At 71.2% G+C, this 14,062-nt stretch carries 18 protein-coding genes and 1 tRNA gene; 4 read left to right on the plus strand and 15 right to left on the minus strand.

Going from position 1 to position 14,062, the window contains the following annotated elements; all coding sequences use genetic code 11:
- Positions 1–98: 98 nt before the first annotated feature.
- From P8T65_RS23940 to P8T65_RS23965, 6 genes are all read right to left on the minus strand, one after another.
- Positions 99–392, minus strand: a complete 294-nt coding sequence (locus tag P8T65_RS23940; protein ID WP_045562519.1) for a Dabb family protein — start codon at positions 390–392, stop codon at positions 99–101.
- A 58-nt stretch (positions 393–450) separates the two neighbouring features.
- A complete protein-coding gene (locus P8T65_RS23945) occupies positions 451–627 on the minus strand; it encodes a hypothetical protein (protein WP_184892104.1) in 177 nt (58 codons plus the stop codon).
- 148 nt (positions 628–775) lie between these two features.
- Positions 776–860, minus strand: a tRNA-Ser gene (locus P8T65_RS23950).
- A 77-nt stretch (positions 861–937) separates the two neighbouring features.
- Positions 938–1,423 (minus strand): tRNA adenosine(34) deaminase TadA, encoded by a 486-nt coding sequence (gene tadA / locus P8T65_RS23955; RefSeq protein WP_316731688.1) that lies wholly within the window; start codon positions 1,421–1,423, stop codon positions 938–940.
- A gap of 109 nt (positions 1,424–1,532) precedes the next feature.
- Positions 1,533–2,060: a hypothetical protein gene (locus P8T65_RS23960; RefSeq protein WP_316731689.1), complete on the minus strand. Its 528-nt coding sequence runs from the start codon at positions 2,058–2,060 to the stop codon at positions 1,533–1,535.
- A 389-nt stretch (positions 2,061–2,449) separates the two neighbouring features.
- Entirely contained in the window at positions 2,450–2,635 is a 186-nt protein-coding gene (locus tag P8T65_RS23965; protein WP_184898289.1) for a hypothetical protein, read from the minus strand.
- Between the two features lie 302 nt (positions 2,636–2,937).
- Between P8T65_RS23965 and upp the strand changes: the two genes are divergently transcribed.
- Positions 2,938–3,573 carry a uracil phosphoribosyltransferase gene (upp, locus tag P8T65_RS23970; RefSeq protein WP_184892106.1) on the plus strand — a complete coding sequence of 212 codons (636 nt, stop codon included), beginning with the start codon at positions 2,938–2,940 and terminating at the stop codon, positions 3,571–3,573.
- Positions 3,574–3,603: 30 nt separating this feature from the next.
- Here the strand turns inward: upp and P8T65_RS23975 are convergent, their stop codons facing one another.
- From P8T65_RS23975 to P8T65_RS24015, 9 genes are all read right to left on the minus strand, one after another.
- Positions 3,604–4,281 (minus strand): LytR C-terminal domain-containing protein, encoded by a 678-nt coding sequence (locus P8T65_RS23975; protein ID WP_316731690.1) that lies wholly within the window; start codon positions 4,279–4,281, stop codon positions 3,604–3,606.
- Positions 4,282–4,595: 314 nt separating this feature from the next.
- Positions 4,596–5,192 (minus strand): HD domain-containing protein, encoded by a 597-nt coding sequence (locus P8T65_RS23980; protein ID WP_316727292.1) that lies wholly within the window; start codon positions 5,190–5,192, stop codon positions 4,596–4,598.
- Between the two features lie 132 nt (positions 5,193–5,324).
- On the minus strand, positions 5,325–6,008 hold the full coding sequence (locus tag P8T65_RS23985) for an IS630 family transposase (RefSeq protein WP_316724412.1): 684 nt from the start codon (positions 6,006–6,008) through the stop codon (positions 5,325–5,327).
- Complete coding sequence (locus P8T65_RS23990; RefSeq protein WP_316731502.1) at positions 6,005–6,412, minus strand: helix-turn-helix domain-containing protein; 408 nt, start codon at positions 6,410–6,412, stop codon at positions 6,005–6,007. The genes P8T65_RS23985 and P8T65_RS23990 overlap by 4 nt, the downstream gene beginning before the upstream one ends.
- A gap of 155 nt (positions 6,413–6,567) precedes the next feature.
- On the minus strand, positions 6,568–6,864 hold the full coding sequence (locus P8T65_RS23995) for a type II toxin-antitoxin system VapB family antitoxin (protein ID WP_003999914.1): 297 nt from the start codon (positions 6,862–6,864) through the stop codon (positions 6,568–6,570).
- Positions 6,865–7,199: 335 nt separating this feature from the next.
- On the minus strand, positions 7,200–7,355 hold the full coding sequence (locus P8T65_RS24000; RefSeq protein WP_316727293.1) for a hypothetical protein: 156 nt from the start codon (positions 7,353–7,355) through the stop codon (positions 7,200–7,202).
- A gap of 60 nt (positions 7,356–7,415) precedes the next feature.
- The gene (locus P8T65_RS24005; RefSeq protein ID WP_316727294.1) at positions 7,416–7,802 is read right to left on the minus strand and encodes a hypothetical protein; all 387 of its coding nucleotides are present in this window, start codon (positions 7,800–7,802) and stop codon (positions 7,416–7,418) included.
- 711 nt (positions 7,803–8,513) lie between these two features.
- The gene (locus P8T65_RS24010; protein ID WP_316727295.1) at positions 8,514–9,107 is read right to left on the minus strand and encodes an HhH-GPD-type base excision DNA repair protein; all 594 of its coding nucleotides are present in this window, start codon (positions 9,105–9,107) and stop codon (positions 8,514–8,516) included.
- A gap of 121 nt (positions 9,108–9,228) precedes the next feature.
- Entirely contained in the window at positions 9,229–10,092 is an 864-nt protein-coding gene (locus P8T65_RS24015; protein ID WP_316731691.1) for a siderophore-interacting protein, read from the minus strand.
- Between the two features lie 79 nt (positions 10,093–10,171).
- Between P8T65_RS24015 and P8T65_RS24020 the strand changes: the two genes are divergently transcribed.
- From P8T65_RS24020 to P8T65_RS24030, 3 genes are read left to right on the plus strand one after another with little or no spacing between them, the layout of a single operon-like run.
- Positions 10,172–12,520 (plus strand): penicillin acylase family protein, encoded by a 2,349-nt coding sequence (locus tag P8T65_RS24020; RefSeq protein WP_316727296.1) that lies wholly within the window; start codon positions 10,172–10,174, stop codon positions 12,518–12,520.
- The gene (locus tag P8T65_RS24025; RefSeq protein ID WP_316727297.1) at positions 12,517–13,155 is read left to right on the plus strand and encodes a GNAT family N-acetyltransferase; all 639 of its coding nucleotides are present in this window, start codon (positions 12,517–12,519) and stop codon (positions 13,153–13,155) included. The genes P8T65_RS24020 and P8T65_RS24025 overlap by 4 nt, the downstream gene beginning before the upstream one ends.
- Positions 13,156–13,183: 28 nt before the next feature.
- Complete coding sequence (locus P8T65_RS24030) at positions 13,184–13,666, plus strand: cupin domain-containing protein (protein WP_316727298.1); 483 nt, start codon at positions 13,184–13,186, stop codon at positions 13,664–13,666.
- Positions 13,667–14,062 lie beyond the last annotated feature (396 nt).

Consider the following 14,062-nt stretch of genomic DNA (forward strand, 5'->3'; position numbering starts at 1 on the left):
ACGAACGCCGGAAAGGCGTCGGGGAAGGGCGAAGCCGGACCGCGGAAGTGGGTGCGGCTGAGAACGAGAGGGTGCAGTCCAGCGCGGGCGGGCGCGGCTCAGAACTCGTAGTCGGCGATGATCCACGTCGCGAACTCGCGCCACAGCGCCACGCCCGCCTGGTGGTCCGGGTGTTCGACGTACGTCCGCAGCGCGTCCGCGTCGTCGAATGCGGAGTTGATCGCGAAGTCGTAGGCGATGGGGCGGTCGCTGACGTTCCAGCCCAGCTCCCAGAAGCGGATCTCGCCGATCGTGCCGTCCAGCGCGCGGAACGCGTCCACACCCTTCACGACCCGCGGGTCGTCGCGCTCGACGCCCTCGTTGAGCTTGAAGAGGACCAGGTGGCGGATCATGGGCGCTCCGGAGCGGTCGTACGAGGTACTGGGGTAGCGGCGGCCGGGGCCGCGCGGGCTACTGGGCCCCGTCGGCGATCCAGGTGAAGAAGTCGCCGATGGCCCCAGCGGCGTTGGATATGCCCTCGAACCCTATCTGGACGTAGCCGGCGGCCCCTCTCGGGTCCGTGATGATCACGTAGGCCACGAAGACCACGAGCACGTACAGTGCGATCTTCTTCCCCTGCACCGCCACCGCGGCCTCCCCCGCCTCTTGTGCCCTGTGGGCCCCATGGGTCCCCCTTTGTCGGCGGCGAGTGTAACCCGATCATGCGTTCGTAGGAGAGGCGGCGGAGCCGGGGAACGCAGAAAGGGCCCCGTCTGACGACGGGGCCCTTCTCCAGCGGTAGCGGAGGGATTTGAACCCTCGGTGACTTGCGCCACACTCGCTTTCGAGGCGAGCTCCTTCGGCCGCTCGGACACGCTACCGAGGGAGACCTTACAGCAAGGTGGGGCGTGCTTTGAAATCGGTATCGGGCGGGGGCGGAGCCCGGTGTCGGTGGGGCTCAGCGGGCGCGGAAGAAGTCAGTGAGAAGACGGGCGCAGTCGTCGGCGAGGACCCCCTCGACGACCTCGGGGCGGTGGTTGAGACGGCGGTCGCGTACGACGTCCCAGAGGGAGCCGGCGGCTCCGGCCTTCTCGTCGCGCGCCCCGTAGACCACACGGTCGACCCTCGACTGCACCAGGGCGCCCGCGCACATCGTGCAGGGTTCGAGGGTGACGACCAGGGTGCAGCCGGTCAGCCGCCACTCGCCCGCCCGTCTCCCGCCACCACCCTTGCCGGAGGCGCTGCGCGCCGCTGAATCGCTCAAAGCCGCGGCGGCGCGGCGGACGGCGAGCACCTCCGCGTGCGCGGTGGGGTCGCCGGTCGCCTCGCGTTCGTTGTGTCCGGCGGCCAGTACGGTCGTGCCGTCCGGGGCCAGGACGACCGCGCCGACCGGGACGTCACCGCCCTCGGCGGCCCGCCCGGCCTCGACCAGGGCGAGCCGCATCGCGGCCCGCCACCGGTCGCGCACGGGATCGATCCCGCCCGATGCGTCCGCTCCGGTCGCTCCGGTTGCCTCGGTCACCGGCGGAAGACTCCCGGCGGGTACGGCGGAGTCAGCGGACCGTCTCCAGGACTTCCGATGCTCCGAGGGCCTCGGCGATCGAGTTGAGGGCGTCGTCGGCGTCGAGAGCACGCAGCTCCTTCTCGCTCACCCCCAGGTCGTCGAGGATCTCGGTGTCGCCGACGGGGCTGTGCGGAACGGTCTCGGCGCCCGTGTCGTCGTCGTCATCGTCGTCCGGATCGCCGTCCTCCGTCCCGTCCAGGTCGAGGGATTCCAGGTCGGCGTCGTCGTCGCCGGGCTCCTTCCCGAGCAGTTCGTCGGTGAGCAGGATCTCGCCGTAGCTGCTGCGGGCAGCGGCGGCGGCGTCCGACACGTAGATACGAGGGTCGTCCTCGCCATCGATGCGGACGACGCCGAACCACGCGTCCTCCTGCTCGATGAGCACCAGCACCGTGTCGTCGTCGGGCGAGGCTTCACGGGCCAGGTCGGCCAGATCCGACAGGGTTTCCACATCGTCGAGCTCTGTGTCGCTCGCTTCCCACCCGTCTTCGGTGCGCGCGAGCAGTGCGGCGAAGTACACCGTGACTCTCCCACTGGTCATAGGTGTGCCGGTCGGGGGTCCCCCCGGCGGAGGTTGTGGGTGGGGAGGCTTGCGGTCCGAGCCCCACCCACTCGGAATCGTGGCAGAAACAGAGCGCACAGGGGACGTCTTCGGCTCCCTGTGTCCGGCTCTTTTGATCGCCGGTGGGTCCGCCGTTCACCTGCGCACCTGTTGCCGCCACCAGCGGATCGTACGCGCAGTTCCTGGCCGCATATGCACGACCACCCCGTGAACGCCCCACACATACCCCACGAACCCGACGCATGGGCCCCATGGGCGCGTCCGCGGAGGGCCGGGGACGGCGGTGGGGGCGGGGCGAGGGCCGGAGGAAGGGCGAGGAAGGGCCCGGAGGGCGGGGCGCCCCTCGGTCACCAGCGGAACGTGCGCATGCGCATGGCGTGGCGCAGGCGCGCGGCCTTGGCGCGGCGGGGCTGGACGCGGTCGCGCAGCTCCCGCGCCTCCGTCAGCTCCCGCAGGAACTGCGCCCGCCGTCGCCGTCGCGCCGCGTCGCTCTCCGAGCCGGTCTCGCGTGTGCTCTCTGCCGCTCCCGCCATCTCCTCAACCCCCTGGGTCGCACGGTCCGAGGCCTGCCCGCGTCGACGGGGCGCCTCGCCCGGTCCGCCCCTGGTCCGCGCGGTCCCGCCCGCCGCTCGTGCTGGCTTGTCGGTCATGTGCCCCCGCTCGGCCGTCGGCTGCTGATCGGCGGCGGTTCCGGAGTGGGCGAACGTCGGGTCTCGGCTCGTTCGGGCGCCGCTCTGTTCATCCCACTTTCCCTCTGATGGCGGGTTTGATGCCATCGGGAAGGGCGGACCGTGCGGGGGCGCTCGCGCGTGCCGCCCCGGTTACTGTTGTGGACATGCGTCTCCATGTCGTCGACCACCCCCTGGTCGCTCACAAGCTCACCACGCTGCGCGACCAGCGCACCGACTCCCCGACCTTCCGTCGTCTCGCCGACGAACTGGTCACCCTGCTCGCCTACGAGGCCACGCGGGACGTGCGCACCGAGCTCGTCGACATCACGACGCCGGTCGCCGCGACCACCGGTGTCAAGCTCTCCCACCCGCGCCCGCTCGTCGTGCCGATCCTGCGGGCCGGCCTCGGCATGCTCGACGGCATGGTCCGGCTGCTGCCGACCGCCGAGGTGGGCTTCCTGGGCATGATCCGCAACGAGGAGACGCTGGAGGCCTCCACGTACGCCACCCGCATGCCGGAGGACCTCTCCGGGCGCCAGGTGTACGTCCTCGACCCCATGCTCGCGACTGGCGGCACCCTCGTCGCCGCGATCCGTGAGCTGATCGCCCGCGGTGCCGACGACGTGACCGCCGTGGTGCTCCTCGCCGCCCCCGAGGGTGTCGAGGTCATGGAGCGCGAGCTGGCCGGCGCCCCCGTGACGGTCGTGACGGCCGCGGTCGACGAGCGCCTCAACGAGCACGGCTACATCGTGCCGGGCCTGGGAGACGCGGGCGACCGGCTGTACGGCGCCGCCGAGTAGCCCGCCGAGCAGCCGGAGCGGGGTTCCGCCTCAGCAGGTCCTCGTCGTGGTGGGCGTCGGCTCGGGGCTGGTCAGGTCGGCCAGTGCCTTGTCGGCGTCCTTCTGCTTGCTGAGGGCCTTGAAGCCGGTACCGATGATCAGGTCCACCTCGGTGGCCTTCGTACGGCCGTCGGTCTTCAGCCGCGCTCCGGTGAGCTGGGTGTTGAGGACCGGCAGCGCCGCGTCCTCGGCGGCCTTCGAGCCGAGCAGGAGCGCGGCGCCCTTGACCTTCTTGTCGTACTCCTTGGTCGCGTTGCCCACGTTGCCGATGCGGAAACCGCGCTTCTTCAACTCGTCGGCGGTGTCCTTGGCGAGGCCCGCGCGGGGCGTGGCGTTGAGGACGTTGACGGTGATCTTGCCGGGCGCGGGGAAGCCGTTCACGGACGGACCGGGCTTGTCGGCCTTGCCCTTGTCGGCCTTGCCGGACTTCCCGGCTGATCCGCTCGCCTTCGGGGACGGGCTCACCCTGGTCGCGCAGTCGGCCTTGGGGCCGGCCGCCGCGGCCTGGTCCTCGTCGCCGGTGAAGACGTCGATGAGCTGCAGGGTTCCCCAGCCGACGAGGCCGAGTGCGGCCGTGGACGCGACGACCGCGAGGACGAGCCTGCGGCGCCTCCTGGGCCGGCGCAGCCTCGGGTACTTGTCCCCCGTGATCCGGTACTGGCCGCCCATGCCGGGAGGAGTCAGCATGCTCATGGGCGCAGCGTAGTGCCGTTGGGCGGCGATGCCTACTAGATGATCATTCACCGCGCTGCAGTCCAACCCGAAAGGGCCAACAGACCGGTGGGCCGACGGGCCGGTGGGCTAAACGCCGATGGGCTGACGGCCGATGGGGCCAAGCGCCCCGATGGTCCTACGGGCGGTGGGGCCACACGTCGATGGGCCTACGGCGGTCAGGCCTACGGCGGTCGGGCGGGCGCGGGGGAGGAACCGCCGAGCGTGGAGTACTAGCTAGGCGCGAGCTATCTGACACGACGCTGCCGACCTCAGGCCTGCGCGTGGCCATATCGCGCCCTGGCTGAGGTCAGGTCGGGTTCGCCGAACCGGGCACGCAGAAGATCGAATGCGTGGACCTTGTCCGCGCCGAACTTCTCCACGTGCGCGGCATAGGAGTCGGCGGTGAGGAACGTAGGTGGGGTCGTCTTGCTGTGGAACTTGTCCGCGTACATGACCAGTTGCTCTTCGATGGTCTCGGCCAGATAGTCGGCCTCGGGTATGGCGAGCTTCTGTTCGTGGATGTCGTGCCGGGTAAGACCAACTCCCGTGTGGCAGGAGCAGAAGCGGCGCAGGCGCTCCGGGAAGCCCTCCTCTTGGAGGATCTCGTGGCCGAGGACGCCATGGCGGATGTAGTTGCGGTGATCGAGCCGACCGGCCTGGTCGTATAGCCGGTAGACGCCGATGTCGTGGAGCAGGGCGCCAACACGGACGAGGTCGGCGTCGAGGGGGAGGTCTGTCTGTGCCGCAAGCTGTTCGGCGATGCCGCAGACGATTTCGCAGTGGGTGAAGACGAAGTCCAGCGCCTCATGCGATGGCGCGTACCGCTCGTGCAGCGCGCGTACCTCATTGACCGTCGGAAGGATCACTCCGGCAACGTACCTTCCCACCGACAAGCGATCGGCCGCCCACACAGCCAGCCGGGCGCCACGCAGGGGGCCCCGGCGGTGGCCGTAGCAGGGCGAACCTTGCCCGATGCGGCACTAGTAGATTGTCGCGGCTTAATTTCGTCGTGTGGTTGGGTAGAGGTGGCGCAGTTTCACGCGTGCGTCGTCGGTGGTGAAGTGCCAGTCGACTTGGCGCTGGTTGCTGTTGGTGTGCTGCTGCCAGGCGGCGAGTTCGGTGTTGAGCACGGTGAGGTCGTCGATGCGGCGGTCCAGGCACTGACGGGTGAGCGCGGAGAGCTCGATCTCGGCGATGTTGAGCCAGGACCCGTGTTTGGGGGTGTGGTGGATCTCCAGGCGCTGGGCCAGCGCGAAGGCCTTTGCCGGGTCGAACGCCTCGTAGAGCGAGGCGGTGGTGTGGGTGTTGAGGTTGTCCATCACCAGCACGACCGTGGCGGCGTCGGGATAGTCCACGGTCAGCAGGTGCTCGACCTGGTGCGCCCAGTCGACCCTGGTCCGGCGGGACTGCGCGTCCACGCGCCGCCATCCGCGCAGCGGCTCGACCCAGCAGAAGATCGAGCAGGTCCCCGAGCGGACGTACTCGTTGTCCTCGCGCCGGTCACGGCCCGGCCGCGCGGGGAGCGGATCACGGACGTGGCCGAGCAGCTGGTACGGCTTCTCGTCCATGCACACCACCGGGCGCGCCGGGTCGAAGGGCCGGTGATAGACCGCCAGGACGTCCTCCATCGCCGCGGCGAAGGCCGCGTTCGCGGCCGGCGGGATGGTCCAGCACTTCTTCACGTGAGGGCGCAGTTCCGTTTTTTTAAGACCCGCCCGATCGTGGAGTGGTCCAGATCCGGGATGTCCTCGGCCAGCGCGACGTGCTTCTCCAGCAGGCGCAGCGACCAGCGGGCGTGTCCTTCGGGCGGCGTCGAGCAGGCCAGCGCAATCAGTCTTGCCTCGACCTCGCCGGTCACCGGGGAGGGCACCGGCGGCAGTGCGCGTTCCTTCCGGCCGACCGTGGCCCACACATCGCCGCCGGTCTCCGCATACCGCTTCGAGATCAGGCGGACCGAATCGCACGAGACCCCGACCCGCTCCGCGATCACCGCCCGCGGAGCGACCTCGCCGGCCGAGGTGTCCAACGCGAGCAGCACCCGCGCCCGCCTGATCATCGACGCGCTGCGGACCCCCGTCGTCGTCACACGCTCCAACGCCCGACGGTCTTCGGCACTCAAGACAACCGGATACTTCTTCTGCGAGGACACAGCACCCCCTGCCCGGCCGGACGGAAGCATCAAGCGAAGCCTGCCCGACACCAACTCCACCAACCATAACGACACTTAGTCGCGACAGTCTACTAGTCCAGTTCGAGGACGCGCGCGTGGAGCACCTGGCGTTGTTGGAGGGCGGCGCGGACCGCGCGGTGGAGGCCGTCCTCCAGGTACAGATCGCCCTGCCACTTCACCACGTGCGCGAAGAGGTCGCCGTAGAAGGTGGAGTCCTCGGCGAGGAGGGTCTCCAGGTCCAGTTGCCCCTTGGTCGTCACAAGCTGATCGAGGCGGACCGGGCGCGGCGCGACGTCCGCCCACTGCCGGGTGCTTTCCCGGCCGTGGTCGGGGTACGGCCGGCCGTTTCCGATGCGCTTGAAGATCACACGGAAAGCCTACCGGTCCAGACGTTCCGGGCGCAGCCATGGCGACGGAGTGCGCCCCCCGAAAAGGCGCCGCGAAGTGGGGCAAAAAGGTAATTCTGTGGGGGTTCGGTGGTGGTCATGGGCGCTCGGTGGGGCCATTTGGGGGCGCGAAGGGGGCGCTGTGCGGGGTGTCGGGAATTCTCGGCGCTCGTGGGCAGCCCATCCGCGGTTCTTCCGGTCTTCGCCTGGATCGCCCGGATTTCGGCCGGGCTTCCGGTGTGAGTGGGGGGTGAACGCCCTGGAGCTGGTGGGGTGCAGGGCGCTTCACCTGGGTGAGTTGAGGCATCGGCGTCGGGTCAGCCGTGGTTCGGGTCCCGCCGCGGCTGCTTGTCGGTGTCGCCGGCCCGGGAGTGTTCGGATGTCCGTTCGGATTCCGGCTTGGTGGCGGGGGCGCTGCGATGAGCCTCTGCCTGGAGGAGCGCGCGAAGGACCGTGTAGTGGTCTGCGGGCATGGGGGGTCTCCTGTCCTGTGCTTGAGGTGTGGTCTGCGGGTCGAGTGAGCTGGGGCTCGCTCAGCAGCGGAGGACCACGGAGCGCAGGGCGTGCAGGGCGTACGTGGGCCCGGGCCAGGGTGGGACGGGGTGGAGGTGGTGACCGGGCGAGGGCGTCGGTGCGGGGCGGGGGGACCCGACCGGGGCCGAGCGAGGTGGGGCGACCGGGCGGGGCGTGGAGCGGTTCTGCGGTCCGGGGGCGCTCTCGAGCAGGTCGCACTCGGCCGCGGGGAGTTCGCTCGACAGCATGAGCGGAAGGGAGGGAGCGGCGTGGGTGGCGGCGTGGGCGGTGGGGATGAGCAGGACGATGGTCAGCGCGAGCACCCTCAGCCAGACCCTGCACCGGGCGTACCGCCTGACTCGGGCACACGGGGTGTCCGTGGGGCGGGAGCGGGCGATGGGGTGCACGGGGGATGTTTTCCAGGAGCGGGTGTACGTGTACCGGGTGAAGCCGGGGAACCGCTCGGTCGGCGTACGGGGAAGGGGGTGGGGGAGGGGGAGAGTTGGGGGTGGGGGTAGGCGGGGGCCGCGGGCGAGGCGGTGTCGCTGTCGCCCGGTACCGGCGGCCGGGCGGCTCCTTCTACGGCCGAGAGGCCACCCCGACGGGCCACCCCGGCGGCCTGGCGATCACCCCGGCGGCTCCCTGACCCCCGGGCTCCTCCTGGCCTCCTACACTCCCGTGCTTCCCGTGCCCTCGGCGTTTCGGCCTTCCGAGCGCCGGTTCCCGGGCCTCCCGGCCTCTTGGCTTCAGCCTCCGAGCCCCCCAGGCCCCTGGCCTTTCGGCTTTTGGGGCCCCGGCTTTCCGGCCTTCCGCGCTTCCAGGAATTTCGTGGCCTTCCGGCCTTGTGCTCTTCCGGGCGCCCGAGAGCCCGAGAGCCCGAGAGCCCGGGCCTCCCGAGCCCCGACCTCCTGGCTTCCGAGTTTCCGAGTTTCCGAGTCCTCCAGGTCTTTGCCTTTCGGCTTTTGGGGCCCCGGCCTTCCGGCCTTCCGGCCTTCCGGCCTTCCGCGCTCCCAAGCCTTCCGGCCTTCCGCTCTTGCAAGCCGCCCCGGGCCGCCCGGCCCCCGCGTGCCTGACCGGCTCCGCTCTATTTCAGGCTGCCGGGGGCGACCAGGCGCCCGTTACTTGCCGGAGGCCTTCGCGGCTTTGGCTGCTGCCTTCATCTCCTGTTTGTGCGCGCGCACCTTGGCCAGGGATTCGGGTCCCTTGATGTCGGCCACGGAGCGGAAGGAGTCGGGGTCGCCGTACGAGCCGGCGGCCTCGCGCCAGCCGGTGGGGTGGACACCGAGTTGTTTCCCGAGGAGGGCCAGGAAGATCTGGGCCTTCTGGTGGCCGAAGCCGGGCAGGGCTTCGAGGCGGGCGAGGAGCTCCTTGCCGGTCGTCACGTCCTGCCAGACCGCGCTCGCGTCACCGTCGTAGTGCTCGACGAGGTACTGGCACAGCTGCTGGATCCGTTTCGCCATGGAGCCCGGGTAGCGGTGGACCGCGGGCTTGGTGGACAGCAGCGCGGCGAAGGACTCCGGGTCGCTCGCCGCGATCTCGTGGGCGTCCAGGTCGTCGGCGCCGAGGCGTTGGGCGATGGTCCAGGGGCCCTTGAACGCCCACTCCATCGGTACTTGCTGGTCCAGCAGCATGCCGACCAGCGCGGCGAGGGGACTGCGGCCGAGGAGGTCGTCCGCCTCGGGATCCTGGGCGAGGTGAAGGGTGACGTTCATGCCCCGATGATCACCCGTCACCCGCCGGGCCGCAGCCTGGCCCCGGATCGGCTTCACCGGGGCGACGGACCTGGGCGCGGTCGTGTGTGTGGTGGGGAGGAGGACGGGGCGTCGGGCGTCGTCAGGGGCGCCAGTAGCCGAGGGCGTGGATGCGTTGCTTCGGCAGGCCCAGTTCCTTGCGGAAGTGTGCTGTCAGGGAACGGGTCGTCGCAGTGTCGCAGGCGATCCAGACGTAGGGGTCGGGGGTGTCGGCGAGCAGGGCGGGGATGTCGGCCTTCACTTGGGCGATCAGCCGTGCGCCGGCGTCCTGACGGGAGATCGGGCGGACGTCGTGGCGTGAGGGATCGACACGGAAGGGGAGGCCACCGGCGCCAGGGACAGCGCCCGTCCCCGAGCCGGCTTCCGGCCCAGAGCCGCCCTCCCGCCCTGGGCCGGCTTCCCTCCCCGAGCGGACGGCCCTGGACGCTCCCACCGGCCCCGAGGTCCGCGTCTCGCGGGTCGCCTCCGCGTCCGTAGGGGTCTCGAACCAGATCGTCGCCGGGGTCGAGGGGAGGGCGGTGAGGAGGGAGTTGATGGCGGGGAGGGAGGCCGGGTCGCCGATGACGAGGAGGTGGGAGGGGGCCGGGTCGGGGTCGGTGAAGGCGGTGCCCTGGACCGTGGCCTCGATGGTGTCACCCGGCTTCGCGGCGCGAGCCCAGTCGCTGGCGTGACCGTTGTGGAGGGCGAACTCCAGGCTGAAGGTGCCGGCCGCCGGGTCGGGGTCCACGAGGGTGTACGCCCGCTGGTGCGGTTTGCCGGCGGCGTCGAACCAGAGGCGGACCCACATCGTCGGATGGACGCCGGTGACCGCGAGCATGCCGCCGTCGGTGAGGTGGATCCGGCGGTAGTGCTCGGTGACTTGTTCCGCACCGGCCACAGTGAGGACGAAGTCCTTTCCCCGGAGCAGTTTGAGGACCGTCCCCTCCCAGCCGTGCCCCTGCCCCATGGCTTCCGCACCCTTCACGTACGCTTCGATCACGGATTGCTTAGGTGAGGCTAACCTAAATAACAGACGGGATACAGGGATGTGGGACATCAGCGGTGTGCGGGGGCATGCTCGGGGGAGTAATTCAAGCCATTCGAGCCATTCGAGCCGTGCGACCCGCGCGAGTCATGCGAGCCGTGCGGCGTACGGGACTTTCCGTGATGCCTGGGGCATTCCGCATCTGCGCGCCGCCGACGCCCGCGCCCTCGCCCACGCCCAGGGCCGGGTCACGGCCCTCGACCGGGCCTGGCAGCTGGAGGTCGAACGCCACCGCGTCCAGGGCACCTCGGCCGCCTTCCTCGGCGTGGACTCCCTCGGCTGGGACCGGTTCGCGAGACGGGCGCGTCTGGAGGACACGGCCCGAAGATGCTTCGCCCGGCTGGAGCGTACGGACCCGGAGAGCACCGACTGGGTCCGCGCGTACGTGGAGGGCGTGAACGACGGACTCGCCGAGGGCGCCCGGCGCGCGCCCGAGTTCGCTCGTGCCGGGCTCGTGCCCGGGCGCTGGGAGGCCTGGCACCCGCTCGGGGTCTGGATCGCCACGCACATCCTGTTCGCGGGGTTCCCCGCCAAGCTCTGGCGCGAGGAGGCCGTACGGCATCTCGGCGCCGACGCGATCGGGCTCTTCGCCACCGACGGGCCCGCCACCTCCGGCAGCAACGGGTGGCTCGTCGACGGGTCCCGGACGGCCACCGGACGGGCCGTCATCGCCGGTGATCCGCACCGGTTCATCGAGGAGCCCGGGGTCTACCAGCAGATCCACCTCTCCTGCCCCGAGTTCGACGTCGTCGGCCTCGCCGTCCCCGGTGTGCCGGGCATCGCCCACTTCGGTCACACCGGCGACGTGGCCTGGGCCATCACCAACGCCATGGCCGACTACCAGGATCTGTACCGGGAGCGGCTGCGGGTGAGGGTGCGCGAGCAGGCCGGCCACCGGTCCCGGGCCGGGGAGGGCGGAGGTGTCGTCGAGGCGCTGGACCCCGATGGGGTGTGGCGGGCCGTGCACCGGCACGTGGAGGTCATCGAGGTCGCGGGCGGGGAGCCCGTCGAGGTCGAGGTGATCGAGACCGCTCGGGGGCCGGTCGTCATCGGGGGCCTCGGCACCGACCCCGCCCCGGGTGACTCCGAGCCGGTCGGCCCCCTCAGTCTCCGGTATCCGCCGCGGGTCACCGGGGAGCTCGGGATCGAGGCGCTTCTGCCGCTCCTCCGGGCCCGTGAGGTCGCCGACGTGGACCGCGCGTTCGACCGGTGGGCCGAGCCGGTGAACGTCGTGCAGGCCGCGGACACGCGGGGCGGGGTGCTGCACCGGGTGGCGGGCCGGGTGCCGGTGCGGAGCCGGGACAACCGGACGCGGGTGGTCGCGGCCTGGGAGCCGGGGCACGAGTGGGAAGGGTGGCACGAGACGCCGTACGGCACGTTCGAGGACGGTGTCGCGGTGATGGCCAACCAGCGTGGCCCGGCGACCCCGTTGGGCGTCGAGTTCGCTCCGCCGCACCGGGCGGAACGTATTCGCGCGCTGCTGGACGAGAAGCGGGTGTGGTCCACCGCGGACATGCCCGCGATCCACATGGACACCCATCTGGCCTCCGCCGGACCCCTGTTGGAGCGTGTGGCCGCCGTCACCACCACCGACGCCGCCGCGGCCGCGCTGCGCGAGCGGCTGCTCCGGTGGGATCGGCGGATGGGGGCCGACAGTGTCGACGCGGCGGCGTACGCGGCCTTGCGGGGGGCCGTCGTACGGCGGCTCGCCGCGGAGCCCGCCTTCGCGGCGCTCGCGGTGCCGCCGACGTACCCCGAGGTCTTTCGCCCGTGGCTGTCGCTGACCGTGCGGATCGGGTTCGCGCTCGAACATCTGCTGAGGGCCGAGGAGTTGTACGGGATCGACCGGGACGCGCTCGTGCGGGAGGCGCTGGAGGAGGTCGCCGGCCTCGGTACGGGGCGCTGGGGCGACAGCCACAGGCTCGTGCCGTGGCGTGCGCTCCCGGACGACGACGCGGACGGGCGTCCTGGCGGTGGCACGGACGAGCGTGCCGGTGCCGGTGCCGACGGCCGTCTCGGTGACGGTGCTGACGGCCGTCCTCCCGTCGCCCCCGAGCCGGGGCTCGCCGGCGATCACGACTGTGTGCTCTGCACCTCCGCCGTCCCCGGCATCACCGACCTCAGCGCACGTGGGCCCGCCGCCCGGTACGTCTGGGATCTGGCCCGGCGCGAGGACAGCCTCTGGGTTGTGCCGTTCGGGGCGTCCGGCGTCGGCGGGTCACCTCACCACCGCGATCAACTGCCTCTGTGGCTCAGGGGAGATCTCGTACCGGTCGTCACGGACTGGGACCGGTTCACCAAGGACGACGACGTCGACGTCGACGTCGACCACAGAGGAGAAACGCCATGACCGTTGAGTCCCAGGAGTCCCAGGAGTCCCGTGCGTCTTACGCCGATCGTGCGGCCGTGCACGAGCAGGAGGTGGACGGGTTCGGGACCGTGCGGATCCTGCCGTTGGACGCGAAGGCCGACGCCGCCGTGGTGCACGGCTGGGTGCGGGAACCGAGGGCCGCGTTCTGGGGCATGCACGGGCTCACGGAGGAGCAGGTCCGGGAGATCTACGAGGGCCTGGAGGCCTTCGACACGCACCACGCCTACCTCGCGGTGCGCGACGGCGAGCCCGTCGGGCTGCTGCAGACGTACGAGCCCGAGGCCGACCGGGTCGGCGAGTGCTACGACGTCCAGCCCGGGGACATCGGCGTCCATGTGCTGCTGGCGCCCGCCGGGGAGGCGGGAGCGCGGCCGGGGTGGTCGTCCGCGGTGCTGGCGGCCTTCACGTCGTACGTGTTCGTCGCGCTGGACCGGCGGCGGGTGGTCGTCGACCCCGACGAGCGGAACGAGAAGGCGATCGCGCGGTTCACCCGGCAGGGGTTCGAGTCCGGGCCGGCCGTCGTACTGCCGGAGATCGATCTGCCGGAGGTGCATCTGCCCGAGAAGCGGTCCCGGTTGGCCTTCCTGCGGCGGGAGACCGTGCTCGGTCAGTAGTTCGGGTGGTGGGCGTAGCCTCGGGCGGATGACTCCCGAAGACCTCATAGCGCACTACGAGTTGGAGCCCATACCGCGCGAGGGCGGACGTTTCCGTCAGACGTGGGCCGGGCCCGAGCGGGGTGACGGGCGGCCCGAGGGGACCGCGATCGTCGCCCTGCTCACCACCGAACCCGGCGACTACTCCGCCCTGCACCGGTTGCCCGGCGACGAGATCTGGCACTACCACCTCGGCGATCCGCTGCGGATGCTGCTGCTCGCCCCGGACGGGTCCTCGCGGATCGTCGTCCTCGGGCCGGACGTGCTCGACGGACAGCACGTGCAGTACGTCGTGCCTGCGGGGACCTGGATGGGGGCGCGGGTGCTGGGCGGTGGTGGGGGCTGGACCTTGTTCGGGTGCACGATGGCGCCGGGGTTCACCTACGAGGGGTACGAGCACGGGGACGCCGCGGAGCTGGCTCGGCTGTACCCGGACCGGGCCGCGGAGATAGGGGAACTGGGGCGGGCGTAGGGGCTGGACGTGTGGCGGGACGTGGCGTGACGTCGTCGGGGCTGGAGCGGAGGGTACGGATCGCGTTGAACGCGGCGTTCGCGGTGTGCGTACCTGTTCGAGGAGTCCGAGAGCCGGCGACCGTGGATCCGGAGCACTACGTGGACCGAGGCAGGTACAGCGACCCCGTCGACGACAGGGCCAGGGGCCGGGACGAAGGCCGTACCCGAACCCAGGAATGGGAAGGGGACTGGGCGCGGGAACGGCAACGGGTCGAGACCGGCGGCGAGGACAGAGGCGTGAGGCGACATGACGGAACCGGCGGGGCCACCGGCGGATCCGGAGGCCGGACGGCGACCTCCCTCGGGGGTCGGGTCGGAGGCCGGGGCGCCGGATGGCCGGTCGGTCGGCGGGCCC

It is taken from the genome of Streptomyces sp. 11x1 (genome assembly GCF_032598905.1).
Taxonomy (GTDB): Bacteria; Actinomycetota; Actinomycetes; order Streptomycetales; family Streptomycetaceae; genus Streptomyces.